22 protein-coding genes are annotated in these 26,783 nt (G+C 73.6%); 9 read left to right on the forward strand and 13 right to left on the reverse strand.

All coding sequences use genetic code 11. The annotated features are described in order from the left end of the window. Positions 1 to 5: 5 nt before the first annotated feature. The 3 genes from ACPXCS_RS20685 to ACPXCS_RS20695 form a co-directional block, all read right to left on the reverse strand. Positions 6 to 920 carry a helix-turn-helix domain-containing protein gene (locus tag ACPXCS_RS20685; protein ID WP_425948095.1) on the reverse strand — a complete coding sequence of 305 codons (915 nt, stop codon included), beginning with the start codon at positions 918 to 920 and terminating at the stop codon, positions 6 to 8. Then, positions 920 to 1,936, reverse strand: a complete 1,017-nt coding sequence (locus ACPXCS_RS20690) for an alpha/beta hydrolase (RefSeq protein WP_425948094.1) — start codon at positions 1,934 to 1,936, stop codon at positions 920 to 922. The genes ACPXCS_RS20685 and ACPXCS_RS20690 overlap by 1 nt, the downstream gene beginning before the upstream one ends. A gap of 142 nt (positions 1,937 to 2,078) precedes the next feature. Continuing rightward, a complete protein-coding gene (locus ACPXCS_RS20695; protein ID WP_425948092.1) occupies positions 2,079 to 4,847 on the reverse strand; it encodes an AAA family ATPase in 2,769 nt (922 codons plus the stop codon). Between the two features lie 385 nt (positions 4,848 to 5,232). Here ACPXCS_RS20695 and ACPXCS_RS20700 point away from each other — a divergent pair, with 385 nt between their 5' ends. After that, positions 5,233 to 5,448: a hypothetical protein gene (locus ACPXCS_RS20700; protein ID WP_425948090.1), complete on the forward strand. Its 216-nt coding sequence runs from the start codon at positions 5,233 to 5,235 to the stop codon at positions 5,446 to 5,448. A gap of 61 nt (positions 5,449 to 5,509) precedes the next feature. On the opposite strand, the gene ACPXCS_RS20705 is transcribed toward ACPXCS_RS20700, so the two are convergent. Continuing rightward, positions 5,510 to 6,982, reverse strand: a complete 1,473-nt coding sequence (locus ACPXCS_RS20705) for an FAD-dependent monooxygenase (protein WP_425948088.1) — start codon at positions 6,980 to 6,982, stop codon at positions 5,510 to 5,512. Positions 6,983 to 7,046: 64 nt separating this feature from the next. Between ACPXCS_RS20705 and ACPXCS_RS20710 the strand changes: the two genes are divergently transcribed. Beyond that, positions 7,047 to 7,673 carry a TetR/AcrR family transcriptional regulator C-terminal domain-containing protein gene (locus ACPXCS_RS20710; RefSeq protein WP_425948087.1) on the forward strand — a complete coding sequence of 209 codons (627 nt, stop codon included), beginning with the start codon at positions 7,047 to 7,049 and terminating at the stop codon, positions 7,671 to 7,673. Positions 7,674 to 7,997: 324 nt separating this feature from the next. Here the strand turns inward: ACPXCS_RS20710 and ACPXCS_RS20715 are convergent, their stop codons facing one another. Next, positions 7,998 to 8,264: a hypothetical protein gene (locus ACPXCS_RS20715; RefSeq protein ID WP_425948085.1), complete on the reverse strand. Its 267-nt coding sequence runs from the start codon at positions 8,262 to 8,264 to the stop codon at positions 7,998 to 8,000. Positions 8,265 to 8,480: 216 nt separating this feature from the next. Here ACPXCS_RS20715 and ACPXCS_RS20720 point away from each other — a divergent pair, with 216 nt between their 5' ends. Together ACPXCS_RS20720 and ACPXCS_RS20725 are read left to right on the forward strand one after the other, a co-directional pair. Next, positions 8,481 to 9,395: an AurF N-oxygenase family protein gene (locus ACPXCS_RS20720; RefSeq protein ID WP_425948083.1), complete on the forward strand. Its 915-nt coding sequence runs from the start codon at positions 8,481 to 8,483 to the stop codon at positions 9,393 to 9,395. 38 nt (positions 9,396 to 9,433) lie between these two features. Then, positions 9,434 to 11,086, forward strand: a complete 1,653-nt coding sequence (locus tag ACPXCS_RS20725; protein ID WP_425948081.1) for an FAD-dependent oxidoreductase — start codon at positions 9,434 to 9,436, stop codon at positions 11,084 to 11,086. 75 nt (positions 11,087 to 11,161) lie between these two features. On the opposite strand, the gene ACPXCS_RS20730 is transcribed toward ACPXCS_RS20725, so the two are convergent. After that, complete coding sequence (locus ACPXCS_RS20730; RefSeq protein ID WP_425948079.1) at positions 11,162 to 11,398, reverse strand: hypothetical protein; 237 nt, start codon at positions 11,396 to 11,398, stop codon at positions 11,162 to 11,164. Between the two features lie 128 nt (positions 11,399 to 11,526). Next, positions 11,527 to 13,194, reverse strand: a complete 1,668-nt coding sequence (locus ACPXCS_RS20735) for an NlpC/P60 family protein (RefSeq protein WP_425948077.1) — start codon at positions 13,192 to 13,194, stop codon at positions 11,527 to 11,529. Between the two features lie 459 nt (positions 13,195 to 13,653). Between ACPXCS_RS20735 and ACPXCS_RS20740 the strand changes: the two genes are divergently transcribed. Then, positions 13,654 to 14,943 carry a ThuA domain-containing protein gene (locus ACPXCS_RS20740; protein WP_425948075.1) on the forward strand — a complete coding sequence of 430 codons (1,290 nt, stop codon included), beginning with the start codon at positions 13,654 to 13,656 and terminating at the stop codon, positions 14,941 to 14,943. A gap of 6 nt (positions 14,944 to 14,949) precedes the next feature. On the opposite strand, the gene ACPXCS_RS20745 is transcribed toward ACPXCS_RS20740, so the two are convergent. Further along, on the reverse strand, positions 14,950 to 15,483 hold the full coding sequence (locus ACPXCS_RS20745; RefSeq protein ID WP_425948242.1) for a kinase: 534 nt from the start codon (positions 15,481 to 15,483) through the stop codon (positions 14,950 to 14,952). Positions 15,484 to 15,604: 121 nt separating this feature from the next. On the opposite strand from ACPXCS_RS20745, the gene ACPXCS_RS20750 reads away from it, so the two are divergent. The 3 genes from ACPXCS_RS20750 (at position 15,605) to ACPXCS_RS20760 (ending at position 19,388) form a co-directional block, all read left to right on the forward strand. Next, complete coding sequence (locus tag ACPXCS_RS20750) at positions 15,605 to 16,339, forward strand: DsbA family protein (RefSeq protein ID WP_425948073.1); 735 nt, start codon at positions 15,605 to 15,607, stop codon at positions 16,337 to 16,339. Between the two features lie 137 nt (positions 16,340 to 16,476). Next, positions 16,477 to 17,628, forward strand: a complete 1,152-nt coding sequence (locus ACPXCS_RS20755) for a S1 family peptidase (protein WP_425948071.1) — start codon at positions 16,477 to 16,479, stop codon at positions 17,626 to 17,628. 272 nt (positions 17,629 to 17,900) lie between these two features. Further along, on the forward strand, positions 17,901 to 19,388 hold the full coding sequence (locus ACPXCS_RS20760; RefSeq protein ID WP_425948070.1) for a cellulase family glycosylhydrolase: 1,488 nt from the start codon (positions 17,901 to 17,903) through the stop codon (positions 19,386 to 19,388). Between the two features lie 107 nt (positions 19,389 to 19,495). Here ACPXCS_RS20760 and ACPXCS_RS20765 read toward each other — a convergent pair whose 3' ends face one another. Then, positions 19,496 to 21,772, reverse strand: a complete 2,277-nt coding sequence (locus tag ACPXCS_RS20765) for a catalase (RefSeq protein ID WP_425948068.1) — start codon at positions 21,770 to 21,772, stop codon at positions 19,496 to 19,498. A gap of 311 nt (positions 21,773 to 22,083) precedes the next feature. Then, complete coding sequence (locus tag ACPXCS_RS20770) at positions 22,084 to 23,094, reverse strand: NADP-dependent oxidoreductase (RefSeq protein WP_425948066.1); 1,011 nt, start codon at positions 23,092 to 23,094, stop codon at positions 22,084 to 22,086. A 112-nt stretch (positions 23,095 to 23,206) separates the two neighbouring features. Here ACPXCS_RS20770 and ACPXCS_RS20775 point away from each other — a divergent pair, with 112 nt between their 5' ends. Continuing rightward, positions 23,207 to 23,770: a TetR/AcrR family transcriptional regulator gene (locus tag ACPXCS_RS20775; RefSeq protein WP_425948065.1), complete on the forward strand. Its 564-nt coding sequence runs from the start codon at positions 23,207 to 23,209 to the stop codon at positions 23,768 to 23,770. A gap of 67 nt (positions 23,771 to 23,837) precedes the next feature. On the opposite strand, the gene ACPXCS_RS20780 is transcribed toward ACPXCS_RS20775, so the two are convergent. Genes ACPXCS_RS20780 through ACPXCS_RS20790 form a run of 3 tightly spaced genes read right to left on the reverse strand, consistent with a single transcriptional unit; the run spans position 23,838 to position 26,780 of the window. After that, positions 23,838 to 25,097: a kynureninase gene (locus ACPXCS_RS20780; protein ID WP_425948063.1), complete on the reverse strand. Its 1,260-nt coding sequence runs from the start codon at positions 25,095 to 25,097 to the stop codon at positions 23,838 to 23,840. Further along, positions 25,094 to 25,942 carry an alpha/beta hydrolase family protein gene (locus ACPXCS_RS20785; RefSeq protein ID WP_425948061.1) on the reverse strand — a complete coding sequence of 283 codons (849 nt, stop codon included), beginning with the start codon at positions 25,940 to 25,942 and terminating at the stop codon, positions 25,094 to 25,096. The genes ACPXCS_RS20780 and ACPXCS_RS20785 overlap by 4 nt, the downstream gene beginning before the upstream one ends. Beyond that, positions 25,932 to 26,780, reverse strand: coding sequence for a tryptophan 2,3-dioxygenase (locus tag ACPXCS_RS20790; RefSeq protein ID WP_425948060.1), 849 nt, complete (start codon positions 26,778 to 26,780; stop codon positions 25,932 to 25,934). Before ACPXCS_RS20790 ends, ACPXCS_RS20785 begins: the two co-directional genes overlap by 11 nt. Positions 26,781 to 26,783: the final 3 nt, after the last annotated feature.

Genomic DNA, 26,783 nt, shown 5'->3' on the forward strand with positions numbered 1-26,783 from the left:
GGCGGTCAGCCGGCGGCCGGCGCGCCGGCGCCCGAGGCCGCCAGTGCCTGCCACTGGCTGGGGGTCATGCCGTACGCCTCCCGGAACGTGCGGCTGAAGTGGGCCGGGCTGCTGAAGCCCCAGCGGTTGGCGACGGCGGCCACGGTGACACCGCGGCTCCGGGCCCGGCTCAACTCCCGTCTGCACGAGTCGAGTCTGCGCTGCCGTACCCACTGGCCGACGGTGGTGCCGTCGCTCTGGAAGAGCTTGTGCAGGTAGCGCACCGAGATGTGGTGGGCGCGTGCGATCGAGCCGGGCGACAGGTCCGGCTCCCTCAGCCGCCGGTCGATGTGGGCCCGGATCCGGGACAGCATCTCGCGGCCGGCTCCTTCCGCGTGGGGCACCTCCCGTGCCGATTCCGCCTCCAGGAGTTCCATGACGAGGACGGCCACGAGGTCCACGGCGCCGCGGGCGAGCCGGTCACCGATCACCGGCCTCGGGGAGCCGGCCTCGGTGGCGAGCACCGAGAGGCAGTCCGACACCAGCGCGCCCGGGTGCCCGCGGCCCGGCACGATCGCCCCGACGACACGGTCCAGGTCCGACGCGGACACTCCGAGAGGGCGGCGGGCTATGCGGAAGACCGTCATCCGGCAGTCGTCGTCGAACCGCGGGACGTCGCGCCGGGCCGGATCGCACAGGACGAGGTCCTGCGGCTGCAGGACGACCTTGATCCCGTCCGGGGTGATCGCCGCCGAAGGGCTGTCGATCACGCCGAGGTAGAGGAATCCGTCGTCCCCGCCCTCCCCCTCGTCCGGCACGGCCGGAACGAGCGTGACGCACCCGGACGACGACAGGGTCGAGCTGGTCATAGGGGCTTCTCCACGGCGGCACGGACGACAGCGGAACGCCTTCAGACTGGCAAGCTCCGCGCGCGCGGGCATCAGTATGTTGACGGTCGTTTCCCGGGGCCGCCGGCCAGGGCGTCCGCGAGGAAGTGGCCGCCCTGCCTGATCGCGGCCCGCGTGGGCGGGCTGTCGCGCAGCGGGTTCAGGGAGACGAAGTCGTGCACCGTGCCCAGGTAGCGCACGGCGGTCACCGGCACACCCGCCTGGCGCAGCCGTCGCGCGTACTGCTCGCCCTCGTCCCGTACGACGTCCGCCTCCGCCGACACGATGAGCGCGGGAGGCAGCCCGGCGAGATCCTCGGGGGTGGCCCGCAGCGGCGCTGCCGTGGGCTCGGCCAGCTCCCGCTCGTCGTCGGCGTACTGCCGCCAGTACCACTCGACGGCCGCCCGCGTCAGCAGGTAGCCGTGCGCGAACCGGTCCGCCGACCCGGTGTCGCACTCCGGGTCGGTCAGCGGGTAGTAGAGCAGCTGCGCGCGGATGCGGGGGCCGCCGCGCTGTTTGGCCAGCATGGTGAGGCTCGTGGCGATGGTCGCCCCGGCGCAGTCGCCGGCCACCGCGATCCTGCGCTCGTCCAGGTCCAGTTCGGCCGCCTGCCCGGCCAGCCAGGTCAGCACGGCGTAGGACTCCTCCAGCGCGACCGGGTAGCGGGCCTCCGGCGTGCGGGTGTACTCGGGCACCACGAAGGCGGCGCCGCTGAGGGCCGCCAGCTCGCTGATCATCCGCGCGTGGGTCCGGGCGTCGCCGAGCATCCAGCGGCCGCCGTGGAGGTAGACGACCACGGGCAGGGGCCCGGGGGGCCGCGCGGGCCGGAACAGCCAGAAGCCGACGAGCCCGGAGGGGCCGACGGGTGCCACGCTGAACTCGGCGTCCACGGCGAAGTCGTCGAGGGCGTGGCCCTGCATCTCCAGTAGTGCCTGGCGCCCGTCGGCGGGGCCGATCTGGTGCAGGTACGGGGGTGCGGCCGAGGCGTCGACGAGTCGCTGGACGAGGGGGTCGAGGACGACGGCCGGGGGCTCGCACCCGCCGTCGTCGGCGGGGGGTTCGGGGTTCACGCGGCTCCCTGCACGGTCACGGGTGGTGGCTCCACGGCCGCACACGGGTGGCTCACGGCGTGCGGCGCCTCGTCGTGCGAGGCCGCGAGGTGGGGGGCCACGCCGCGGAAGTGCGGCCACCCTACTGCTCCTCGCGGCGGTCTCACAGGTCCTCGAGGAGGGCTCGGAGCTGGTTGCGGCTGCTGACGCCCAGCTTCGGATACACGTTGTAGAGGTGGGAGCTGACCGTGCGGGGAGACAGCAGCAGCTGCTCGGCGATCTCGCGGTTGCGCAGCCCTTTCGCGGCGAGCCGGACGATCTCCCGCTGCTGCGCGGTCAGTCCGGCCAGCGGGTCGGCCTCGGCGGGGGCGGTGCCGGTGGCCATGCCGCTGGCCCGCAGTTCCACCCGGGCCTCGTCGGCCAGGCCCGTCGCGCCGAGCCGGGTGAGCGACTCCAGCGCCGTGACCAGGAGCGGACGGGCGTCCAGGGGGCGCCGTCGTCTGCGCAGCCACTGCGCGTAGTGCAGCCTGGCCTGCGCCCGCGCCAGCGGCCACTGGTCGCCCACCGGGTTCACGGTGGCCAGCCGGAAGTGGTGCTCGGCGTCCTTGGGGGCACCGGTCAACGCGGCGGCGTGGTGCAGCAGCAGCGTCATCCGCGTCGTCGGCTGCGGCCCCACCGCGGTGCGCGTGGCCTCCACGACGGGCGCGGCCTCCCGCTCCCGGCCCGTCCGCTGGGCGGCCGCGGCGAGATCCGCGATCGACCGGGGGGACAGGAAGTAGTGCACAGGGGTGCCGTCCTCGGCGAACAGGGACCGGAAGTGCCGGAAGGCACCGTCGAAGTCGCCGGCCGCGGCGGCGGCCGTACCCGCGGCGCGCAGGAGGCGGGCGTGGGTGGCGCGGTTCTCCTCCAGGCCGACCGCCGTCCAGGCGGAGTCGGCCGGACCGGCGGCGCTCTCGCCGCGCAGCGCGCGCAGGGTCGCCCGCAGGGCTTCGACGTCGCTCTGCAGATGGGCCCACTTGTGCACGGCAGCCAGTGCGGCGGACCGGTCCAGGTGCTCGTCGGCCTCCGTCCAGCGGCCGGTGTCGATCAGGGCCGCGCCCGTCGCCGCGAGGGAGGGCGCGGCCGAGCCCATGGCGCCGAAGGCGCTGAGCATGGCGTATCCCTGGCGGTGTGCCTCGATGCTCAGGTCGGACTCGTCGGCGTACCAGGCGAGTCCGCCCAGGCCCAGCAGCCGCGTCATCTCGGCGACGTGGGCCGCCGGTTCCCGCACCGCCGTCTCCGGCCGGATGCGCCGCAGCAGCTCGGCGGCCCGGGCGGGGTCGGCGCCGGCCAGGGAAGCGGCCCGTACGGCGTCGGAGCTGTCGCTCGTCGCCAGTTCCGCGTAGGGCGTCTCCCGGCCGCCGGTCCGCGCCCCCTCCAGCACGGCCGTCACCGGGTCCCTGACCTCGGCCAGGCCCGACTGGTAGCCGATGGCGGCGAGGATGCTGGTGAGGGCGATCACGGTCATGCCGTTGCCGGGCGGGGCCGGCTCCAGCGCGCTCATCACCACCCGGAACGCCTGCCGCTGCCGCCCGCACAGGGACAGGCCCATACCTGCCCCGCAGGCCGCCATGCCCAGCAGATCCCGGTCCTCGGTGAGCGCGGTGACCTGCTCGTACAGTTCGGACACCCACAGCGGGTCGCCGACGTTCTGGGCCGCCCGCAGGGCCTTGGTGTACCGGCGTGCCCGGTCGGCCGTGGCCGGGCTGCACTCGGCGGCGCGTTGCAGCGCCTGGCCCGCCGCGTAGAAGCCGCCGCGCCGCTCGGCGAGCTCGGCGGTGTCCTCCAGGGCCTCCGCCACGGATTCGTCCTGGCCGACGCAGGCTGCCGCCAGGTGCCAGGCGCGGCGGGCCGGGTCGGCGGTGAGGGCGGCCGCCAGGTCCCGGTGCGCACGCTGCCGCACATGGGCGGGCGCCGCGTGGTAGGCGCCGGTACGGGCCAGTGGATGCCGGAAGTGGACCTGCCCGTCCATGACGGCCACGAGGCCGATCTCCTCGGCCGGGGCCCACGCCGACAGATCGGACCGCGCACCCGCGGCGGTCATGACGGTGGCGAGGTCCTCGCCCTGGGACGCCGCGGCGTACAGGATCAGCCGCTGGGTCGTCTCCGGCAGGGCGCGCAGGCGGGCGGCGTACAGCTCCTGGATGCGTTCGGTGCGCGGCAGGCCGCCGCCGGGCAGGACACCCGCGCCGCCGGTCCCGGCGGCGCGGCACAGTTCGATGATGGCCAGCGGATTCCCACCGGCCTGCCGCAGCAGTTCGATCCGGGTCCGGCCGGTGGGCGCCTGCGGCTGCGCGTCCAGCAGCTCGGCGGCGGCCTGTTCGGTCAGAGGTCCCAGCAGGACGGCGGGCAGGTCGGCCGGGAGTCCGGCGGGGGCCGTGTGCCCGCGTGCGGTCAGCAGGACCGGCACGTCCTGTGCCGTGATGCGGCGCATCACGAAGCCGAGCACGTCGAGGGAGTCCCGGTCCATGTGCTGGACGTCGTCGCAGGTCACCAGGACGCGCTGGCGGCCCGAGACGGCGCCCAGCAGCGTCAGGACGGCCGTGCGCAGCAGCATGGAGTCGGGCGGCCCCTCGTCGACGGCGATGCCGAACGCGGTCTCCAGCGCCGTGCGCAGATGGCCGGGCAGCGCGGCGGCCTCGGGGAGGACGGGGAGCAGCAACTGGTGCAGGGACGCGAAGGAATGGCGCGACTCGGCCTCGATGCCCTGGGACGCCAGGACGAGCGTGCCGCCCTCCCGGGCGTGCTCGGCGGCGGCCGCCAGCAGCCTCGACTTGCCCGTGCCGGCGTCGCCGAGCAGGAGCAGGGACCGCTGACCGCCGCGTTCCCCGTCCACGAGGTCGAGGACCTGGGCGGTCTCGGCCTGCCGGCCCAGCAGCGTGGCGCCCGCCACGGACCGTCGCGCGCGGCCGGAGCTTGCTCCCCTGCCGGTCCCCACCGGCAGGGAACCGCCCGGCTCCCCCTCGGTCCCCTCCGGAGCGTCCGCGACGCCCGCCGTTCCGCGCGCCGGTGCGCCCGGCGCCTCCCCCGCTTGTCCACTTCTCTGGCCCACCTCCCCATCATCGCCACACGACGCCCCCGGCGCACCGGGCGGATCGGCCGATGCGGGCGGGGACCCGTGTGATAAGGAGCGGCCACAGCGTGCCACCGCGGGTTGCGGCACCGGAGAGCACGAGGCGTGCAGGTGTCGAGTGCTGGGGCGCGGTACGGGGGTTGAGCGCCTGTGCGCCCCCTCGGCGCCCTCCCGGGCGGGCCCGGGTCGGCTCACGGTCGAACGCATGGGGGATGGTGAGGAAGCGTGTGCCGGTCGCGGGGACGGCACGGACTGCCCGAACGGTGAGGTGCTCGACGTGCGGAAGGACGGTCCCCGCTGCGAGGAGTGCCGGTATCACTGGGAGCTGGACGAGACCGAGCCGGGGCGCAGGGCGCTGGACGACGAGGGCCCGACGCGACCGTGGGACGCGGACGACACGGACCACGGCAGCGCGGCGTAGACCGGCTCTTCCGTGCGCGGAGGGGCGGGGGCCGCCTCGGCCGCCTCCCGTGCCGACCGGCCTACCGGTGCGTGCCGGCCAGCGCGGCGGTGAGGCGCTCGGCGAGGGCGGTGTCGTCGCCGTGGGTGTCGGCCCACGCGACGTGACCGTCGGGGCGGACCAGGGCGGCGCGTATGCCGGTCCACTCCGCGGGCGGCGGGCCGGGGGTGCCGGTGTGCACGCGCAGTCCGGGCCGGGCGAACCGGTCGAGACGCGCGCCGGGTGTGAGGTCCAGCAGGAGGTGGCTGTCCGCACGCAGCAGGGCGAACAGATTCGCGCCGCCCAGGTCGAGGTCCGGGGCGCGGGTCCCGACGAGCGGGTGCGCGTGGGGGACGGTGGGCGGGTAGGCGACGGCCAGTGAGCTGACCTGGGCGGCGAGCCGGTCGTTGAGGTCGGGCAGCGTGGTGATCAGCCGGGCGAGCAGAGCGCGCAGGCTCAGGCCCTCGGGGGTGAAGGCGGTCATCAGGGCCACCTGGGCACGGCTGGTCTCGACGAGGTCGGCGCCGACCGGGTGGCGTTCGGCGTGGTAGGTGTCCAGCAGACCGTCGGGAGCCCAGCCGTTGAGGGTGGCGGCGAGCTTCCAGCCCAGGTTGGCGGCGTCCTGGATGCCGACGTTCATGCCGACGCCACCGGCGGGGAAGTGCTGGTGGGCGGCGTCACCGGCGAGGAGGACGCGGCTCTTGCGGTACCGCGCGGCCAGGCGGGTGGCGTTGCCGTAGCGGGAGAGCCAGAGCGGATCGCGCATGCCGAAGTCGGTGCCGGCCACGCCGACGACGTTCTCACGCAGTTCCTCCCAGGTGAGGTCGCCGGGCCAGGTGGTGGTGAGGTCGCGCGGGGTGATGCCGACCAGGCGGTGGACACCGCCGGGCAGCGGCACCGCCATGAGCGTGCCCTCCGGGCCGAAGCGGCTGTAGCCGGGGGCGGGGGGCTCGTCGAGGTGGACGTCGGCGAGCCAGCCGAGCACCGTGGAGGGGGTGCCGGGATGGTCGATGCCGGCCGCGGTGCGCACCGTGCTGCGGGTGCCGTCGCATCCGACCAGGTAGGCCGCCCTCAGGGTGCGCGGGCCGTGCGGGCCGGTGAGGTGCACCGCGACGTGGTCGGCGCCCTCGCCCTCGGTGAAGCCGGTGACCCGCCGTCCGCGCAGGATGACCGCGCCGAGGTCCAGGGCCTGCTGCTCCAGCAGTGCCTCGGTGCGTTCCTGGGGCAGGGCGAGGGTGTGGGGGAACGGGCTGGGCAGGCGGCGGAAGTCCAGCCGGGACTCCAGTATGCCGAAGTGGCCTCCGGGCAGGGGTATGCCCTCGCGGACGAAGGGCTCGTGCGCGCCGCGGGAGGCGAACGTCTCGATGGTGCGCGGGTGCACGGTCAGGGCACGGGACCGCGCGTCGCGTTCCGTGCGGCTCTCGATGACGGCGACGGTGACGCCGGCGCGGCGCAGTTCGCCGGCCAGCCACAGGCCGACCGGGCCTCCGCCCGCGACGACAACCTGGTACTCCACGGGATTCCCCTCTCCTCAGGGTCTTGGTCACCGACCAAGACGGGATCCGCAGTAAACTAGGTCAGTGACCAAGAGGCAAGTCAGGGACGAGTCCGCAGCGCAGCTCACCCGAGCGGCCGTGATCGACGCAGCACTGCGGGTACTGGAAGAACGAGGACTGGACGGACTGTCGACCCGGGCGGTGGCCGACCACCTCGGGGTCCGCATGAACACCGTCCTGTGGCACGTGAAGACCAAGGCACGCATGCTGGAACTGATGGCCGACGCCGTCCTCGCCGGCATCCGGTACGACGACCTGCCCGGCGAACCCGCCGCGCGCGTACGGGAACTGGCCGGCCGCTACCGGCGGGCACTGCTCGCCCACCGCGACGGCGCCGCCCTGGTGACCGGCACCTACGCCGCCGAACCCCACACCCTGCGCTTCGCCGACCACCTGGTCGACGCCCTCCTCCGCGGGGGAGCCGACGAGCGGGGCGCGGCCTGGACGGCGTGGACGGTCAGCTACTTCACCCTGGGCCTGACCCAGGAGGAACAGGCGGCTCCCGACCGGGGCGACGAACGCCTCGCCCGTGCCGTCACCTCCGACGCGCACCCGGCGCTGCACCGGTCGCTGACCCATCTGGGGCAGGACTCCTTCGAGGACCGCTTCGCCTTCGGGCTCGACGCGATCCTGTCCTCCACGTCCCGGTAGGGCACACCACGGCCCGGCAGGGGGCGCCCCGACCGGGCAGGAGGCGCCACGACCGGCAGGGAGCGCCCCGGGCCCGACAGGGCGCCCACGACATCAGGTCGCAGCGCAGTATGGGAGGCCGACGGCGGCAGGAACCCCGACCCCTCGCGGCGGCCCGCCCTCCGGCCGCTCCGCGGGGACGGGCTCAGGCACAGCTCGGCCGTGCCGAGGCCGCCCGGCCGACCGCCGACGGCTCACCGTCGGCCCGGGGCCGGTCACGAGCCGGACGGCCCGGGCGCCCACGGACAGCCGGAAGCCTTGAGAGGCCCCGCCCGCCGCGCCCGGTCAGGGAAGGTCGCCCCGCCAGTCCAGGTGGCGCTCGCCCCCCGCCCGGAGCGCGTACCGCGCACGGCCGCCCGGGCCGTGGGCCCCTATCTCCGTGGGCAGTTCCACCCCGGCCCGCAAGTCCCGCTCGGGGCGGTCCGTGATGTCCAGCAACAGCCCGTCCAGCGGGCCTCCGACCAGCTCTGCATAGACGCGGTCCGGCCGGGGCCCGGCGTCGTCGTGATCGGCGCCGTACACCCGGCCCCGCATGATCTCCGCCCAGTCCATGCAGGCCAGCATGGCACCCACCACTGACAACGCCGCCCCCACCGAACCTCCCGCGAACTCTTACTTACTCGGGGGTAGGCTCAGCCCGCCCTCTTGTTATACATTCCGTTAACAAGGGCAGGAGCCCCAGGGGCTCCGGGATGCCGCCGCACCCCCCGCGATCGCATGCGCCACGGACGGAGACGGTCCGTCACTCGACCCTGAGGAGTTGGGAGCATGGCAAGCAGCACGGCCCGGCCGCGAGACGAGCGCGACACGCAGGCCGGTGAAGTCGCCGGCCGACTGCTCGATTCCGCCGCGACACTCTCCTACGACCCCCTGACGGAGGTGGACTGGGAGACGCCGCTGGACAAGGACTTCCACGGCGCCAGCCCGGAATGGAGCACCCTGTACGGGACCTCGTACTGGAACGAGCTCACCGAGGCGCAGCGCAAGGAGCTGACCCGGCAGGAAGCCGCCTCCGTGGCCAGCACCGGCATCTGGTTCGAGATGATCCTCCAGCAGCTGATCCTGCGGGACGTCTACGCCAAGGACCCGACCGACGAGTCGGTCCAGTGGGCGCTCACCGAGATCGCGGACGAGTGCCGCCACTCGATCATGTTCGCCCGCGGCGCCAAGAAGCTGCAGGCGCCGGCCTACCGGCCGCGCCGCGTGGCGGTCGAACTGGGCCGGGCCTTCAAGACCCTGGCGTTCGGCGAGGCCGCCTACGCGGCGATCCTCGTCGCCGAGGAGGTCCTCGACGTCATGCAGCGCGACTGGATGCGGGACGAGCGGGTCGTGCCGTTCGTCAGGACCATCAACAACATCCATGTGGTCGAGGAGTCCCGCCACATGAAGTTCGCCCGCGAGGAGACGCGACGGCACCTGGCGAAGGCGGGACCGGTCCGCCGGCACATCCACGCGTTCGTGATCGCCGTGTCGGCCTACGTCATCGTGACGAGCATGGTGAACAAATCCGTGTACGCCAACGCCGGACTGGACGAGAAGCGGGCGCTGGCCGAGGCGCGCGCCAACGAGCACCACAAGGCGATGCTGCGCTCCAGCTGCGCCGGCCTGATGGAGTTCCTGGCCTCGGCCGGGCTGCTGACCAAACCGGCCCTGGCGTTCTACCAGCGTGCCCACCTGATCTGACCGACCCACCGGCAGCGCTGCCGAGCAGAGCGGACCCCATGACCTACGCCATCACCCAGACCTGCTGCGCCGACGCCACCTGTGTGGCCGTCTGCCCGGTCAACTGCATCCACCCCACCCCGCAGGAGCGGGCCTTCGGCAGCACCGAGATGCTCCACGTCGACCCCAGGGCGTGCATCGACTGCGGCGCCTGCGCGGACGCGTGCCCGGTGGACGCCATCGTCCCCGTGGACCGGCTGACCGGCCCGCAGAAGGCGTACGCCGAGATCAACGCCGCCTACTTCGCCGGCAGTCCGGTTCCCGAACCGGCCCCGGACAGCCCGAACTTCCACGCCTGGGACCGGCCCACGTTCGACCGTGCCCTGCCGGCCGACTTCCGCCCCCTGCGCGTCGCCGTCGTCGGCACGGGACCGGCCGGCATGTACACCGCGCAGGACCTGCTGCTGCACACCAACGCCGAGATCAGCCTCATCGACCGGCTGCCGGTGACGGGCGGGCTCGTGCGGTACGGCGTGGCGCCCGACCATCCCACGACCAAGAAGATCGGCGACACCTTCTCCCGCTTCCACACCCACCCCCGGGTGCGGATGCTGCTGGGGCTGGAGGTCGGAGAGCACGTGTCGGCGCAGGAGATCGCCGCCCACCACGACGCCGTGGTGTACGCCGTGGGAGCCTCCGCCGACCGCCGCCTCGGCGTCCCCGGCGAGGAGTTGGCGGGCAGCGTCTCCGCCACGACGTTCGTCGCCTGGTACAACGCCCATCCCGACGTCGCCCCCGACGCGGTCGACCTGTCCGCGGAGCGTGTCGTCGTCGTCGGCAACGGCAACGTCGCCCTGGACGTGGCCCGCATCCTGGTGTCGGACCCGGAGCGGCTCGCCGGCACCGACATCGCCGACCACGCGCTGCGCGCCCTGCGCGGCTCCGCCGTGCGCGAGGTGGTGCTCCTGGGCCGCCGCGGCCCGGAGAACGCCGCCTGCACCCGGCCCGAACTGCTCGCCCTGACCCACCTGGACGGCGTGGACCTGGTGGTCGACGACCATGATCCGCGCATCGGCGCCGCCATCGACGCGGCCGGACCGCATGAGCTCGCCGCGGTGCTGCGGGACGTGCGGCGCGAGAAGGCCGACTGGTCGCAACCGCCCGCCGCGGGCCGCCGGATCGTGCTGCGCTTCCACTCCGCTCCGACGGAGATCGTCGGCGGCGCGAACGGCGCCGTGCGGGCCGTGCGCGTCACCGGTGCGGGCGGCGAGGACCCGCTGCTGTCCGCCACGACGGTGGTGCGGGCCATCGGCTACCGGGGCACGCCGGTGCCGGGGCTGCCGTTCGACGAGGCGACCGGGACCGTTCCGCACGACAAGGGACGGGTGGCCGGGCTGCCGGGTGTCTACGTCGTGGGGTGGATCAAGCGGGGTTCGTCGGGAGGCATCGGCGCCAACCGGGCGTGTGCAGCGGAAACCGTCACGAGCCTGCTCGCCGACGCCGTCGACGGCGTTCTTCCCCCGCCCACTCCCTCGGCGAAGGCTTTCGCGCGTCTGGCACGGCGTCGCGCGCCGCATCTCGTGGACGCCCGGGGCATGGCGTCCATCGACCGGACCGAGCGTCTGCGCGGCGGCCGCGACGGCAGACCACGTACCAAGCTCGCGACCGTCACGGAACTGGTCACGGCCTCAAAGCGTCGACCGACCCGCTGACGCCGCGTCCTCCGGCGGCGGAACGCACCGCGGGCTCGCGCCCCACCGGTGGCACGGTGGGGCGGCGGCCCGGCGTCACCCGGCCGCACCGCCCCGCCGGCGGGCCCGCAGCCGCTCCCCCGCCCGTGCCGCCTTGCCGTTGAGCCGCTCCCGGCCCCACGACAGCAGCAGGAACAGCGGCGTGACGACCAGCCCGATCAGCAGCGCCGGGCCCCAGTCCATGCCGTCTCTTCGGAAACGCAGGACCAGCACGGCGCAGGCGTAGGTGAGGACGACGATCAGGGCGTTCTTCAAGGGTCCGGGCAGTGTCATGGGCCCTCAAGTGCCCGGACCCCGTGGGGACATGACGGAATCCCCCATCTCACTTCTCGCCGTGGCGAGCGGTCGTCTCGCCGTGGCGAGCGGTCGTCTCGCCGTGGCGAGCGGTCGGCCGGGCGGCGTCAGGCCGGGCGGACCGCGCCCTGGATCGCCGACTGGCCGGCGAAGAACACCGACTCCTCGCGGATGAGTGCGCCGGGGCCCGGGGCGTGGATCATCATGCCGTCACCGCTCCAGATGCCGACGTGGCCGAGGTCGTCGTGGAAGAAGACGAGGTCTCCCACCTGAACGTCGGCCAGCGGCACCTGCACCCCCGCTTCCCACTGGGCCCGGCTGGTCCGGGGCAGCGTCACGCCCGCGGCCTTCCACGCGGCCTGGGTGAGTCCGGGGGCGTCGTACGAACCCGGCCCGACCGCGCCCCACACGCAGGGGCGGCCGATCTGCGCCCGGGCGAAGGCGAGCACCCGCTCGGCCTGGGTGCGGTGACCGGCGTCCGGCGACGGCCGGGATCCACCGGTCGCGGCCGCAGCGGCGAGGGCGGGCGCGAAGGCCGGCTCGACGGGGGCGGGCGCGAAGGCCGGCTCGACCGGGGTGGGCGCATAGCCCGGTTCGACCGGGGTGGGCGAGAACGCCGGCTCAACCGGGGTGGGCGAGAACGCCGGCTCAACCGGGGTGGGCGAGAACGCCGGCTCAACCGGGGTGGGTGAGAACGCCGGTTCGACCGGGGTGGGTGAGAACGCCGGCTCGACGGAGGAAGGCGCATAGGCCGGATCGACCGGGGCGGGCGCGTAGACCTGCTCGACGGAGGCGGGCACGAAGGCCTGCTCAACGGGGCCCGGCGCAAAGGCCGGTTCGACGGGGCCCGGCGCGAAGGCCGGTTCGACGGGGCCCGGCGCGAAGGCCGGTTCGACGGGGCCCGGCGCGAAGGCCGGCTGGGCGGGCATCACGAACGCAGGGGCGGGAGCCGCAAGGGCGGTTCCCGTGCGGTCCGGCACCACGGCGTCATAGGGCGCGGTGAGTACGTCGGCCGGTGAACCCGTGAAGGGGGCAGCGGTGGGCTGGACCGGCAGAGCCGTGTCGTACGGGGCGGTCGCGCCGGTCACCGGGGTGTTCCCGTAGGTCTCGGTACCGCCGGACGGCAGGTCCGACCGGCCGGTACCCGCGGCCGGGTCCGGGGCGGCGGTCAGCGCCATGAGGGACTGCGCGCCGGACGGCGCGCCGGCATCCGGGGCGAACGCCGGTGCGGGCTCGTACGGCGGCCACGCCGCCGTGTCGCCGCCGGGGACGGACTGCGTACCGGTGGGCCACTCCCCCGCGTCCGGCCGGGACTCCCCCGCCGCACCCGGCGCGACGCGCTGCCCGGGGAACCGGGGCAGGGAACCGGTGGCCGGCTCCTGCGCGGTCCCGCCGGTCAGTTCCCGCGCGACGCCGCCGCTCGCCTTGGGCGCCTCCAGGGCAAGGGGTGCCACGGGGGGTTCCACCACGCGGGCGGGACGCGCCGCCCGGGGGGTGCGCTCGGGACGGGGCGGCACCCGCCGGTCGGGCTGCGCCACCGGCACGGTCGGGCCGAGCTTGGCGCGGGCGAGGTCGAACCACTGCCGGGCGAGGGCCGTGATCGCGGGTTCCGTGTCCTGCTGGGACGGACCGCGCGGGTCCGTGCCCCGCTGGCGCGGGATGGCGGCGGCGCGGGTGGCGTTGAAGGTGCCGGTGTCGCTCTCGGCCCGGTCGTAGAGGCTGTCGACGTACCGGCGGACCTCGTCGGGGCTCGGCCCCTCGTGCTCAGTCGCCACGGCGGGCACCAGCGGAGCGGGAGAGGCGGGCCCCGGCCGTGAGGGTCCTGAGGGCAGCGGAGTCGGCCTTGTCCCGGAAGGCCGTCGCTCCGGGGGGTGAGGTTCGTACCGGCGCCATGGGGGAGGGCGCTCCTTCCGTCCGAGAGTGCACAAGACCACCGGTCCATCGATGGAAGTCGTGCAGCCAGTGGTCAACCTAGCCAACTTGTGCACCTTCCGTGAAGATCGAAGCCCTGAATGCCCGATATGCTCCTGTGACCTTCACCGCTCAACTGGCGCCCCACGGGGCCTGATGAGACTGAACCAAGCCCTTGACTGAGCCATGTCAGATCTTAAATCATCCCGTGAAGTAACCCTGTTGCCCCCACCGCCGTCCCCTCCTCAGCCGACGGACGCCTCCGTGCGCCGACTGCCGACGGGACTCCGTCTCTGGCCGCGTCAGCGGCGGCAGGAGCAGTCATGCCCCGACTCGTGAGACGCCTCGCAGCGAGGATCCTGCCGCTGCTCGGCCTCGTCCTGGCCCTCACCGCCCCGGCCCCCACCGCGTCCGCCGCACCCCGGGCCGCCACTCCGTTCAAGGTCATCGCCTTCTACAACGGCACGTGGGACGCCGCCCACATCGACTTCGTCGAGGAAGCCAACGAGTGGTTCCCCCGGGCCGCCGCGGAGAACGGCTTCACCTACCGGGCCACCACCGACTGGAACCTGCTGGCCAACGGCGGGGTGAACGACTACCAGGTCGTCCTGTTCCTCGACGACGCGCCACAGACGGCTGCCCAACGGGCGGGCTTCGAACAGTACATGCGCGCCGGTGGCGGCTGGATGGGCTTCCACGTCTCGGCGTTCACCACGAACGCCGGAGCCTGGCCCTGGTACTACAACACCTTCCTGGGCAGCGGCGCCTTCCGCTCCAACACATGGGGGCCGACCACGGCGGTCCTGCGGACGGAGGACCGCACACATCCCTCCACCGCCGGGCTCCCCGCGACGTTCACCTCGGCGGTCAGCGAGTGGTACAGCTGGTCCAACGACCTGCGCACCAACTCCGCCATCAAGGTACTGGCGTCCGTCGACCCGAGCAGCTTCCCGCTGGGCACCGACCCGAACCAGTCCTGGTACAGCGGCTACTACCCCATCCTGTGGACCAACACCCAGTACCGGATGCTGTACGCGAACTTCGGCCACAACGCCATGAACTACGAGACCGGCGCCAGGCTGTCCTCCACGTTCGCCGGCGCCGCGCAGAACCGCTTCCTCATCGACGGGCTGAAGTGGCTCGGTGGCGCCCCGGACGGCCCGGCACCCACCGACCCGATCCCCGGCACCACGTGGTACTCGCTGACCAGCGGTGCGGCCGGATCCTGTGTCGACGCGCGGGGAGCGGCCACGGCCAACGGCACGGCGATCCAGCAGTACACCTGCAACGGGACGCTCGCCCAGCAGTTCCAGTTCCGGCCCACCGACGGCGGGTACACGCGCATCGCGAACCGCGGCAATCCCCAGCAGGTCGTCGACGTCACCGGTGTCTCCACCGCCGACGACGCCCCGCTGCAGCTGTGGGCCTACGGCGGGGGCGGCAACCAGCAGTGGCTGCCCGTACGGGAAGCCAGCGGCGGTTACCGCTTCGCCGCCCGCCACAGCGGCAAGTGCCTGAGCACGACCGGCGGTTCGGTCAACGGCGCGCAACTCGTGCAGCGCCCCTGCGACGGCTCCGCCGCCCAGAACTTCCGCCTCTCCCCGCAGTCCTGACGCCGGTCAGCGGTCCACCGCGGGCAGGTGGGCCAGTCCGGTGTCCCGCATGATCCTCTCCACGCTCTCCGCCAGGGCGCTGCCGGCGTCGATGACCGTCTCGACGCCGCCGGGCAGGAGATCGCGCGGCCGGTACCAGTCGCGCAACTGCTCCTCGCCGACCTCGGCGGCGATGGGCTTGGTGGCGTGCCGGGCGACGGTCTCGTCGAACGGCACGTCCAGGTAGTAGCCGTACGTGGGACCCCGGTGATCGGCGCGCAGCCCCGCGAGCATGTCGCCGTAGCGGTCGGCGTGGAGGATGCCTTCGACCACGACGTGGAACCCCGCGTCGAGGGCGTAGCGGGCGGTCAGGTCGATCAGGCCGATGTTCGCCGCGCCGGGGCGGTCCCGCTCGCGGAGCACCACGCGGCGGAGGTTGTCCTGACCGACCACGGCCAGTCCGCGCCCGAACCGCTCGCGCAGGCCGGCCGCGATCGACGACTTGCCCGAGGCGCTGTTGCCGCGCACCACGACCAGCCTGGTTTCCTCGCTGCCCACCATCACGGCGGTCAGGTTGGCGACAGCGGGAGCAGCCCCTTTGCCGGACGCCCCCCTGATCGAAGGGCCTCGCACGCATGATCTAAAGTCGTCCCGCTCTGTACGAGGAGGGGGACGACGCGTGGTGCGTGGCGGGCTTTGGGCGGTGTGGTGCGCCGCCGCGGTGCTGACGCTGGCGGGCTGCGGGCGTACGGAGGCACCGGCGGCGCAGCGGCCCGCGTTCGCCGCGGCCGAGGACCTGCCGGAGCGGCTCGAGGCGGACGGCACCACCATCACCGTCGGCGATCCCGGCACGAAGGTGAAGGTGCACCTGTACGTGGATCCGCGCTGCCCCTACTGCGAGCAGTTCGAGACCTCCGGCGGTGGCATCGAGCTGCGCAAGGCGATGCTCTCCCGTCACGCGACGGCGCAGTACACCCTGGCGTCGTTCCTCGACGACCGGGTGGGCGGCAGCGGTTCGAAGAAGGCGGTCAACGCCCTGCGCGCGGCGCTGGAGCAGGGCAAGTTCGTGGAGTACCACGAGGTGCTCTACTTCAACCAGCCCGAGGAGAGCGTCGACGGCTACACCGACGCGTACCTGCTGGAGCTGGCGGAGCAGGTGGAAGGGCTGCGCAGCCCGGAGTTCGAGGCGGCCGTGAAGGGCATGAAGTACCGCGCCTTCGTCGCCGCTTCGCAGCAGGCGTACGAGCGGGCCGGAGGGGCGGCGGAGCCCGAGGGCCCGGGTACACCCACCGCGGTGATCAACGGCAAGCGGCTTCCCGCCGACGCCGGTGAGGCACTGCTGGACGGCTTCGTCTTCGGCGGACTGCTGCAGGAGATCCACGCCAACCCCTGGGAGTGGGAGGCCACGGAGCTGTGACCGCGGGCCGGAAAACGCGGCCGAAGTTGGTATAGACCCCTTCATGATCACGGGCTAGGATCTGGCCGCACCACGAGAGCGCTCTCAAGCACTGCTGTTCCACCCCCACCCTGCTGGAACAACGAAGGGTCATTCCCTTGAGACGCACCACGATCCTGCGCACCGGGCTGTCCGCCCTCCTCATGCTCGGCACCTGGGCGACCGCGAGCGCCCTGCCTGCCTCAGCGGCGGACGCCTCCTCCCCCTCGACCGAGGCACCGGCCTCCCCCGCCCTGTTGGCCGCCATGCAGCGCGACCTGGGCCTCACCCGCGAGCAGGCGGAGACCCGCCTGGCCGCCGAGAAGACCGCGACGGCCGTCGAACGCAAGGCCCGCGACGCCGCCGGTGCGGCCTACGCCGGCTCCTGGTTCGACGCCGACCGAGGCCGGCTCACCGTCGCCGTCACCCGTGCCGCGCAGGCCGACGCCGTGCGCGCGACCGGGGCGGACGTACGCCTCGTACGCCACAACGCGGCCCGGCTCGACGCGGCGAAGAAGCGTCTCGACGCCCTGTCCGCGCCCGCCGGGATCGGCAGTTGGCACGTGGACCCCAAGGCCAACACCGTCGTCGTGAACGTCGTCGCCGCACAGCGGGACGACAACGATGTCCGGGCCTTCCTGGCCCGCGCCCGCGAAGCCGGCCCCGTGACGGTGCGCCAGACCGCCGCCGCGCCGCGCACGTTCGCGGCCGGCACCGTGGGCGGCGACCCGTACTACACCGGCAACGTCCGCTGCTCCATAGGCTTCTCCGTGCACGGCGGCTTCGTCACCGCCGGCCACTGCGGCTCGGCGGGCTCGGCCGTGTACGGCTGGGACCGCTCCTACGTCGGCAACTTCCAGGGCTCGTCGTTCCCCGGCAACGACTACGCCTGGGTGAACGTGGGCAGCGGCTGGTGGACCGTGCCGGTGGTGCTCGGCTGGGGAACCGTTCCGGACCAGCTCGTGCGCGGCTCCGCCGAAGCCCCCGTCGGGGCCTCCGTCTGCCGCTCCGGCTCCACCACCCACTGGCACTGCGGCACGGTCCTGGCGAAGAACGAGACGGTGAACTACAGCCAGGGCGCCGTCCAGCAGATGACCAAGACGAGCGTCTGCGCCGAACCCGGTGACTCCGGAGGCTCCTTCATCAGCGGCGACCAGGCCCAGGGCGTCACCTCCGGCGGCTGGGGCAACTGCAGCACCGGCGGCCAGACCTGGCACCAGCCCGTGAACGAGATCCTCAACCGCTACGGGCTGACCCTGCACACCGCCTGACCACGCAACAGCACGACCGAGCGGGCTCCGTCACGCACGACCGACGGGGCCCGCTCGGGCGTGCCCGGGGGCGGACGGAGCCTGTCCGGGGCCGCCGGCAGATCTCCCTCAGTGCGTGCACATGACACACAGTCCGGCCTCTTGCCCGGGGTGCGGGACGTACGCTACTTCTTAATCGTTAGGAATGTTTCCTTTCATCTGGTGGAACGCGGCCGTCTCCCGTGCGACGGCCGCGGCTCCCGCCCCCCTCCCCGATGGAGTGAGTCCTGACCATGAGTTGGCTACGCTCGTCCCCTCCCAAGCCGCGCGGCTCCGGCGCAGCCGGCGCCGCCTCACTGGCCCTGGCCCTGGCCCTGGTCACCGCCCTGCCCGCGGCGGCCGCCGCCCCGACCGGTGGCCCGGCCGCCGCGCCCCGCGCCGCGACCGTGCACGAAGCGGAATCCGCCACCATCTCGCGCGGTGCGGCGGAGTCCGACCACGCCGGCTTCACCGGCACGGGCTTCGTCGACTACGACAACGTGCAGGGCAGTTACGTGCAGTGGACCGTCGACGCCGCGCAGGCCGGCCCCGCCGCCCTCACCCTGCGCTTCGCCAACGGCACCGCCACCGACCGCCCCATGGACATCGCGGTGAACGGCACCGTGGTGTCCGGCGGCAGAGCGTTCCGGGGCACCGGCGCGTGGACCTTCTGGACCACCACCACGCTCGACGTGAACCTCAAGGCCGGGGCGAACACCATCAGGGCCACCGCGACCACCTCCAACGGCGGGCCGAACGTCGACCACGTCTCCGTGGACACCGCCGGCGGCCCGGCCGCGGACACCCCCGCCGGCGTCAACGGGCAGCTGCGGGTCTGCGGAACGAAGCTGTGCAACCGGTACGGCAAGCCCGTCCAGCTGCGCGGCATGAGCAGCCACGGCACCCAGTGGTACAGCCAGTGCCTCACCAGCGGCTCGCTCGACGCTCTGGCCAGGGACTGGCGGGCCGATGTGCTGCGCGTGTCCACGTACGTCCAGGAAGGCGGCTACGAGAGCGACCCGCGGCGCTTCACCGACCTGGTCCACGGTCTGATCGAGCAGGCCACGGCCCGCGGCCTGTACGTGATCGTGGACTGGCACCAGCTCACTCCGGGCGACCCCCACCACAACCTTGCCCGGGCCCGGACGTTCTTCACCGAGATCGCCCAGCGCCACGGGAGCAAGACCAACCTGCTCTACGAGATCGCCAACGAGCCCAACGGCGTGAGCTGGCCGCGGATCAAGTCCTACGCCGACCAGCTGATCCCGGTCATCCGGCAGCAGGATCCCGAGACCCCCGTCCTCGTCGGCACCCGCGCCTGGTCCTCGCTCGGCGTCTCCGACGGCAGTGACGAGAACGAGATCACCGCCGACCCCGTCAACGCCGGCAACATCATGTACACGTTCCACTTCTACGCCGCCTCGCACCGCGAGGAGTACCTGGAGACCCTGTCGCGCGCCGCCGACCGACTGCCCGTGTTCGTCACCGAGTTCGGCTCGCAGAACTCCGCCGGTGAAGGCGCGAACGACTTCACCATGACCAAGCGCTACCTCGATCTGATGGCGGCGAAGAAGATCAGCTGGGTCAACTGGAACTTCTCCGACGACGAGCGTTCCGGCGCCGTGTTCAAGCCGGGCACCTGCTACGCGGGCGGCCCCTGGACCGGTACGGCGCAGCTGAAGCCGGCCGGGGCGTGGATCAGGGACCAGATCCGCACCCCGGACGACTTCCCGACCGGCTGACCTCCGTCGGCCCGGTGCCGTGCGCCCCGCCCGTCCAGCCGGGACGGGCGGGGCGCACGGGCCATGAGGCGGGGTCGCGGGCGGGACGGCCGGAGTGCCGCGCGGCCTCACACGGTGGTGGCGAACCGCTCCCAGACGCGGTGCGCCGCCATCAGCTCCTGCGTCTGCTCCAGTACGGAGGTGCCGTTCTCCCCGATCACGACGCCGGGCGCGTCGGCGGTGATCCCGACCGCCTGCAGCGCCGCGTCACCGCCCGCCCAGGCCCCGATCGCCTTGCCGTGGCGGAACGCCTCCGTCAGCAGCAGACCGACCCTCGGGTCGACGGACCCCGGCGTGACGGCGGGCTGAGCCTTGGCGTCGCGGGAACCCTGCGCGTCGCCGCCCGCCGCGGGCACTCCGGCCACCAGCAGCGCGTCGAACTCGATGGACCGCGCGGTCACGAAGGTCCGCTGCACCGTCACGGCGTCGTCGCCCGCGCCCAGCTTGCCGCCCGTGGGGCCGATGACCAGCGGCACCATGCCCGCCCCGAGCACCGCCTCGCGCACCGCGCGCACACCCTCCAGGTCGCCGTCCGGGCCGGTGACGATGCCGACGAGGCGGCCGTCGGTGGGCCAGGACTGCCCGACCTGGGACAGCGCGGGGCTCGGTTCGACATCGGCCGGCGGAACGGTCGGCTGGGGCGCGGGCAGTCCGAGACCCTCGGCGACGCGCGCGCACAGCTCGGCGTCGATGTTGGCCAGGACCTGCAGCGCCCGCTCCTTGACGGCCTGTTCGTAGCACTTGCCGAGCTCGAAGGTGTAGGCGCCGATGATGTGCTCCCGCTCCACCGCGCTCATGCTCAGCCAGAACCGGCGCGGCTGGCTGAAGTGGTCGGAGAACGACTCGGGAGCCTCCCGGACCTTCGTCGCCTCCGGCACCCGTACCGGCGTCTCGATGTACGCCCCGTTGTCGGCGCCCGCGAGGAACGGGCAGCCGCCGTCGAGCGAGTTGGGCCGGTACGGCGCGACGCCCCGGTGCACCGCGTCCTGGTGGAAGCCGTCCCGCAGCATGTCGTTGACCGGCGCGTGCGGCCGGTTGATGGGAATCTGCGCGAAGTTCGGGCCGGCCAGCCGGGTGATCTGGGTGTCCAGGTAGGAGAACAGCCGCCCCGCGAGCAGCGGATCGTCCGTGATGTCGATGCCGGGGACGAGGTGGCCGACGTGGAAGGCGACCTGCTCGGTCTCGGCGAAGTAGTTGGAGGGGTTGCGGTTGAGGGTCAGCAGCCCGATCGGCTGTACCGGGGCGAGCTCCTCGGGGACCAGGTTGGTCGCGTCGAGCAGGTCGATGCCCTCGAAGGTCTGGTCGGGGGTGTCCGGGAAGGTCTGGATGCCCAGCTCCCACTCCGGGTAGGCGCCGGCCTCGATGGCGTCGGCGAGGTCGCGGCGGTGGAAGTCGGGGTCGACACCGCCCGCGAGCTGCGCCTCCTCCCACACCAGGGAGTGCACGCCCAGCTTCGGCTTCCAGTGGAACTTCACCAGCGTGGTGGAGCCGTCGGCGGCCACCAGGCGGAAGGTGTGGACGCCGAAGCCCTCCATCATCCGGTACGAGCGCGGGATGCCCCGGTCGGACATGTTCCACAGGGTGTGGTGGGTGGCCTCGGTGTGCAGGGTGACGAAGTCCCAGAAGGTGTCGTGCGCGCTCTGCGCCTGCGGGATCTCCCGGTCCGGGTGCGGCTTTCCGGCGTGGATGACGTCCGGGAACTTGATCGCGTCCTGGATGAAGAAGACCGGGATGTTGTTGCCGACCAGGTCGAAGACGCCCTCTTCGGTGTAGAACTTGGTCGCGAACCCCCGGGTGTCGCGCACGGTGTCGGCGGAGCCGCGGGACCCCAGCACCGTCGAGAAGCGCACGAACACGGGCGTCTCCGCGCCCGGCGCCAGGAACGCCGCCTTCGTCACGGCGGCAGCGGTGCCGTAGCTCTTGAAGACGCCGTGCGCCGCCGCCCCGCGGGCGTGCACGACCCGCTCCGGGATGCGCTCGTGGTCGAAGTGCATGACCTTCTCGCGCAGGTGGTGGTCCTGCAGCAACACGGGGCCGCGCGGGCCCGCCTTGAGCGAGTGGTCGGTGTCGTACAGCCGGGTGCCCTGCGCGTCCGTCAGATAGGCGCCCGACTGGGCGTTGCGTGCCTGGGCCGCGCCGGTCGCCTGCCCGGTGGGCGACATCGTGTCGGGCCCGCTCTGGTCCGGCTTCGGGGGCAGGGGCTCGCGCGGCTCCGTCGGTTCCGCGACGCTCGGCGACTCCGGCGCCGGCTTGCCGGGGATGCCCTCCTCCGGTCCCCCGCCGACGCCCTGGATGGCTTCGGTGACCTTGTCCGCCGCCCGCTTGATGGGGTTGGGCTGGCTCATCGCTATCGTTCCTCTGTTTCGGACCGGCCACGGCCGGTGCTGCCACGTCGGTAAGGTGCTCCGAGATCCGGCGCCGGGTACCCGGCTACGCCGGACGAATCCCTGGTCAGGTCTGCCGGGCAAGGCTGTCGCCAAGGTCTCATGGGAGCGGGCCCTTCGCGCGCGCCCCGTGCCAGGGGAGTGAGCGGGCACCACCGGGTGGGCGTTCGCCCTCCGGCCGGGCCCGGTGCGGCACCGGGCCGGCGGTGGCAGGTGCGGGTCAGAGGACGTGCGGTGCGGTCGGCGCAGCGAGGCTCGGGCCTGGCCTGGCCTCATACGACGGTGAGGACGATCTTGCCCTGGACGTGCCCTCGGGCGGCCCGTTCGTGCGCCGCGCGGGCGTCGGCGAGCGGGAAGGTGCTGTCGATCCCGACGCGGACCGTACCCGCGTCGAGCAGGCGGCCCAGTTCGGCGAGCTGCGCGCCGTTCGAGCGGACCTGGGCGCTCGACACCGTGACGCCCAGCCGGGCCGTCTCCGCCGGGTCGAACTTCCCGGGGAGCACCGGGAAGAGTGAGCCGCCCCGTGCGAGCATGGGCAGCAGTGCCTGGGCGGCGGGGCCGCCGACCGTGTCGAGCACGACGTCGACGCCGTGCACGAGTTCCTCGGGACGGTTGCGGGTGTAGTCGATGAACCGGTCGACGCCCAGCTCCTTCAGGAACGTCTCATGGGTTCCGGAGGCCACCCCGATGACCCGGGCGCCCTTCCACTTCGCCAGCTGCACAGCGAAGTGCCCCACTCCCCCGGCGGCGCCGTTCACCAGCACCGTCGAGCCGGCGTCCAGCGCAGCCGGACGGTGCCGGGCCTCCTGGAAGGGCGACGGGTGGTCGTGCCCGACCTCGATCAGGAACTGCCACGCCGTCAGCCCGGCCATGGGCGCCCCGGCGGCGTGCACGTGGTCGACGCCGGCCGGCTTGCGGGCGAGGTCCGACGCGGGCGCGGCCACGTACTCGGCGTAGGCGCTGCCGTCGAAACCCGGGAACCGCAGCAGCCCGAAGACCTCGTCCCCCACCTCCAGGCCGTCCACGTCCGGGGCGACGGCCGCGACGACGCCGGAGACGTCCGTGCCGGGGATCACCGGCAGGCGGACCCTCGACTCCGTCTCCCCGGGCAGGGTGGTCAGCCCGTCGCGCAGGTACCGGTCAGGGGGGTTGAACCCGGCGGCGTGCACCCGTACGAGCACCTCGCCCGGCCCCGGCTCCGGGACCGGCACCTCTTCGCACCGCAGGACCTCGGGGCCGCCGTACTCATGGAGCCGGACCGCCCGCATCGTGTGTGTCGGCATCGTCTTCTCCTGCCCCCACTGGGGGATACGCTTATCCGGATCGGCGATCCACATAAACGGACCGCTGATCCGAATATATGGACCACTGATCCGGTTAGCAAGAGGGGGGCAGATGCGGGCGGACGCCAGGAAGAACCGCGACCACCTGCTCGCGGTAGCGGGCACTGCCATCACCGAGCAGGGCGTCGACGTGTCCCTGCGCGACATCGCCCGCAGGGCCGACGTCGGACTCGCCACGCTGCTGCGGCACTTCCCGACGCGCGAGGCCCTGCTGGACGCGCTGCTGCGCACGGGTTTCGAGGAACTGACGGCCCGGGCCGCCGAGCTGGAGACGTCCGGCTCGCCGGCACGGGCCCTCGTGACGTGGCTGCGCGACTGTGTCGTGTGGACCACCGAGTACCACGGGGTGACCGTGCTGATGGCGGCCGCCATCGAGGACACCGAGTCCGCCCTGCACGCCTCGTGCGTCACCCTGCGCGCGGCCGGCGCGCGGCTCCTCACCCGGGCCCAGGCCGCGGGTGCGGCACGCGGTGACCTCGACGGCGCCGATCTGTTCGCGCTGGTCGCCATGCTCGCCTGGCTCGGTGATCAGCCCTCGCTCGCGCCGCGCGCCGACCGGCTGTTCGACGTGGTCGCGTCCGCGATCCTCACGGACGCGGGCAGCGGGCGCGGCTGAGGAAGGCCTCCGCCCTCGCAGCCGTGTCCGGCACGGCCGCGAGGGCGGGGCCCTGTTCCGGTCCGGTTCAGGTCACCGGCCCGGCGGTGGGCGGCGCCGGGTCGTAGGCGGCGTCCCGGGTGAGGTCACGCAGGCGCAGCGCGGCGGTGAGCAGGTCCTGGTAACCGGTGAAGAGGGCGTTGACGCCGAAGCGCAGCAGGTCCGGCGCGCGCATGTCGGCGATGACGCCGTGCTCGGCGAGGGCGACGGCCAGTCCTCGGGCGTGCGGGTGGCGGAGGGTGACCTGGCTGCCCCGGCGGGCGGGGTCGGACGGGGTGACGGAGGTGAAGCCCAGAGGGGCCAGGAGTTCGTCCGCGCAGCGCAGGAGGAAGCCCGTCAGGGACAGGCTCTTGGCGCGGACCTGGTTCAGGTCGACACCGTCGAAGGCGGTGAGGGCCGCTTCCAGGGCGAGCAGGGACAGGATCGGCGGGGTGCCGATGCGGGCCCGGGCGATGCCGGGGGCGGGCGTGTACTCCCGGGCCAGGGCGAACGGGTCGGCGTGGCCGGTCCAGCCCGGCAACGGCGTCTCCAGCCCGGCGTGGTGGCGCTGTGCCACATAGAGGAAGGCGGGGGCGCCGGGGCCGCCGGAGAGGAACTTGTAGCCGCAGCCGACGGCGAAATCCACGCCCAGGGCGTCGACGTCGAGGGGCAGCGCCCCGGCGGCGTGACAGAGGTCCCACAGCGCCAGGGCCCCGGCGTCGTGGGCGGCCCGGGTCAGCGCCCCCATGTCGTACAGCTCGCCGGTGCGGAAGTCGACCGGCGAGTAGCTGACGACGGCGACCCGGCGGCCGTGGGTGGCCAGGAAGTGCGGGAGGTCCGCCGGCGGCACGTGCCGTACCTCCAGGTCCCGGCGGCGGGCGACGGCGGCGGCGAGGTAGCGGTCGGTGGGGAAGTGCCCGGGGTCGGTGACCAGCAGCGGACGGTCGGGGCGGAGCGCGGCGGCGGCGTCGAGCGCGGTGAACAGCTGCACGCTGGTGGAGTCGCCCGCGATCGTCTGCCCGGGCGCGGCCCCGATGAGCGCGCCGACGGCGTCCCCGACCCGCAGGGGCGCCTCCCACCAGCCGGACGCGTTCCAGGAGCCGATGAGGCCGTCGGCCCACTGGCGCCGTACGACGTCGTCGAGGACCTCCGGCACGGCGGCGGGCAGCGGGCCCAGGGAGTTGCCGTCGAGGTACACGACGCCCGGCGGGAGCAGGAAGCGTGCCCGCAAGGGGGCCAGGGGGTCCTCGGCGTCGAGCCGTGCGGCCCGCTCGCGCAGGTCCGCCGGCGCGGAGAGAGCGGTGGTCATCGGTGTGCGGCCTCCTCGTCCGCGCGTGCGGAGTCCCCGGGGAAGAAGGCGGCCGCCATGTCCCTGAGGGTGTCGGCGACCGCGCGGGCGCCGGGTGCTCCCGGTTCGATCAGGGTGTAGTGGCCGGTGCCGGGCAGGACGACCGTCCTGAGGTCCCGGTGCACGGCCGCGTAGTCGCCGAACTGGGTGAGCGGGACCTCCTCGTCGGCGGCCCCGTGCAGCAGCACGGTGGGGACTCCGGTGGTGCCGGCGTCGCGCAGCAGCGTGAGGGGGTCGACCTCGGGCAGCCGCCGGGCGAAGTGCTCCTCGCCGCCGAGCAGTTGCAGCGCGGCGCCGTTGCTGAGGTCGTCGCGGCGGGTGGCGGTGAGGTCGGTGATCGGCGCGAGGGCGAGCACGCTCGTCGGCAGGGTGCGCGTGTGCCAGCGCGAGCCGGGCGGCAGCAGCCCCCGGGCGGCGCACCACAGGGCCAGGTGGCCGCCGGAGCAGTGCCCCGCGAGGACGTACGGGCGCCCTTCGGGCAGGGTGTCCACGATGCGGGCGACGTCGTCGAAGGTCTCGGGGTAGCCGCCCGCGCCGCCGGACCGGCGGAAGCCGGGGAGCAGGACGCTGAAGCCCTGCTCGGCGAGGTAGGCCGCGAACGGGGTGAGGTGCATCCGGTCGTAGCGCCAGTAGCCGCCGTGCAGCAGGATCACCAGCGGGGCGTCGGCGTCCTCGGACGGCCAGGCGTCGTAGGACTGGTGGGGGTGGTCGCCGTAGCGGCCGTGCACCGGTGCCAGGACCGGCTTCAGGCTCAGGACCCGCTGCTCCTCCTCGGCCGCGAAGGCCGAGATCGTCCTAGACGTCACCGCGCACCTCCCACAGCTCGGGGAAGACCGGCCGGGCCGCCCGCTGCTCCAGCCAGGCGAGCCCGGCGGAGCCGGCGCTGCCCGGTTTGGCGCCCATGGCGCGGCGGACCACCAGGACGTGGTCGAACCGCCAGCGGGTGACGAGTTCGGCGATGTCGGTGAGCAGTTCGCCGAGCGCCAGGTGGGGGTGGTGCTGAGGTCCGCCGTAGACGTGCCGCCAGGTCTCCACCACACCGGGGTCGGCGGTGTAGGGGCTGGTCACGTCCCGCTCGCGCACGTGGCGCGGGACCGGCAGGCCCTGGCGGTGGAGGTAGGCCAGCACCTCGTCGTACAGGGACGGTTCGCGGTAGGTCTCGGCGAGCGCCTCGTGGACGGCCGCATCGCCCCGGTGGGCGCGCAGCAGCCCGGCGGACTTGTCGCCGAGGAGGAACTCCATGTGCCGGTACATCGCGGACTGGAAGCCCGAGGCCTGGCCGAACGCGGCCCGGAAGCCGTTGAACTGGGCGGGCGTCAGCGCGGCGATCGGCGCCCAGGCGCCGCCGAGCGCGGTCAGCGCGCGGCGGCTGCGCGTCAGCGCGTCCATCGCCGCCGGCAGGTCGTCCTTGGCGAAGGCCACCCGGGCGGTGCGCCACTCGTGCACGATCAGGGTGAACCACAGTTCCATCACCTGGGTGGTGACGAGGAAACCCATCTCGTCCGGGGCCTCGGTGAGCGGCTGCTGCAGCGAGTTGAGGACGGACGCGTGCACGTACGTGTCATAGGGGCTGGCGCCCGCGAAGGGCCGGGTCAGGGCGTCGTCCGCCACCGGCTCGTCGAGGGCGGACGTGCGGTCGTTCATCGC

Origin of the sequence: Streptomyces sp. DT190 (genome assembly GCF_049846985.1) — a bacterium.
Classification (GTDB): domain Bacteria; phylum Actinomycetota; class Actinomycetes; order Streptomycetales; family Streptomycetaceae; genus Streptomyces.

Coding starts and splice junctions, on each gene's coding strand:
- ACPXCS_RS20715 (WP_425948085.1), bottom strand. CDS start 8,264: ATGGACTGGGCGGAGATCATGCGGGGCCGGGTGTACGGCGCCGATCAC.
- ACPXCS_RS20765 (WP_425948068.1), bottom strand. CDS start 21,772: ATGAGCCAGCCCAACCCCATCAAGCGGGCGGCGGACAAGGTCACCGAA.
- ACPXCS_RS20740 (WP_425948075.1), top strand. CDS start 13,654: ATGCCCCGACTCGTGAGACGCCTCGCAGCGAGGATCCTGCCGCTGCTC.
- ACPXCS_RS20770 (WP_425948066.1), bottom strand. CDS start 23,094: ATGCCGACACACACGATGCGGGCGGTCCGGCTCCATGAGTACGGCGGC.
- ACPXCS_RS20725 (WP_425948081.1), top strand. CDS start 9,434: ATGACCTACGCCATCACCCAGACCTGCTGCGCCGACGCCACCTGTGTG.
- ACPXCS_RS20745 (WP_425948242.1), bottom strand. CDS start 15,483: ATGGTGGGCAGCGAGGAAACCAGGCTGGTCGTGGTGCGCGGCAACAGC.
- ACPXCS_RS20685 (WP_425948095.1), bottom strand. CDS start 920: ATGCCCGCGCGCGCGGAGCTTGCCAGTCTGAAGGCGTTCCGCTGTCGT.
- ACPXCS_RS20720 (WP_425948083.1), top strand. CDS start 8,481: ATGGCAAGCAGCACGGCCCGGCCGCGAGACGAGCGCGACACGCAGGCC.
- ACPXCS_RS20730 (WP_425948079.1), bottom strand. CDS start 11,398: ATGACACTGCCCGGACCCTTGAAGAACGCCCTGATCGTCGTCCTCACC.
- ACPXCS_RS20775 (WP_425948065.1), top strand. CDS start 23,207: ATGCGGGCGGACGCCAGGAAGAACCGCGACCACCTGCTCGCGGTAGCG.
- ACPXCS_RS20790 (WP_425948060.1), bottom strand. CDS start 26,780: ATGAACGACCGCACGTCCGCCCTCGACGAGCCGGTGGCGGACGACGCC.
- ACPXCS_RS20780 (WP_425948063.1), bottom strand. CDS start 25,097: ATGACCACCGCTCTCTCCGCGCCGGCGGACCTGCGCGAGCGGGCCGCA.
- ACPXCS_RS20760 (WP_425948070.1), top strand. CDS start 17,901: ATGAGTTGGCTACGCTCGTCCCCTCCCAAGCCGCGCGGCTCCGGCGCA.
- ACPXCS_RS20700 (WP_425948090.1), top strand. CDS start 5,233: ATGGGGGATGGTGAGGAAGCGTGTGCCGGTCGCGGGGACGGCACGGAC.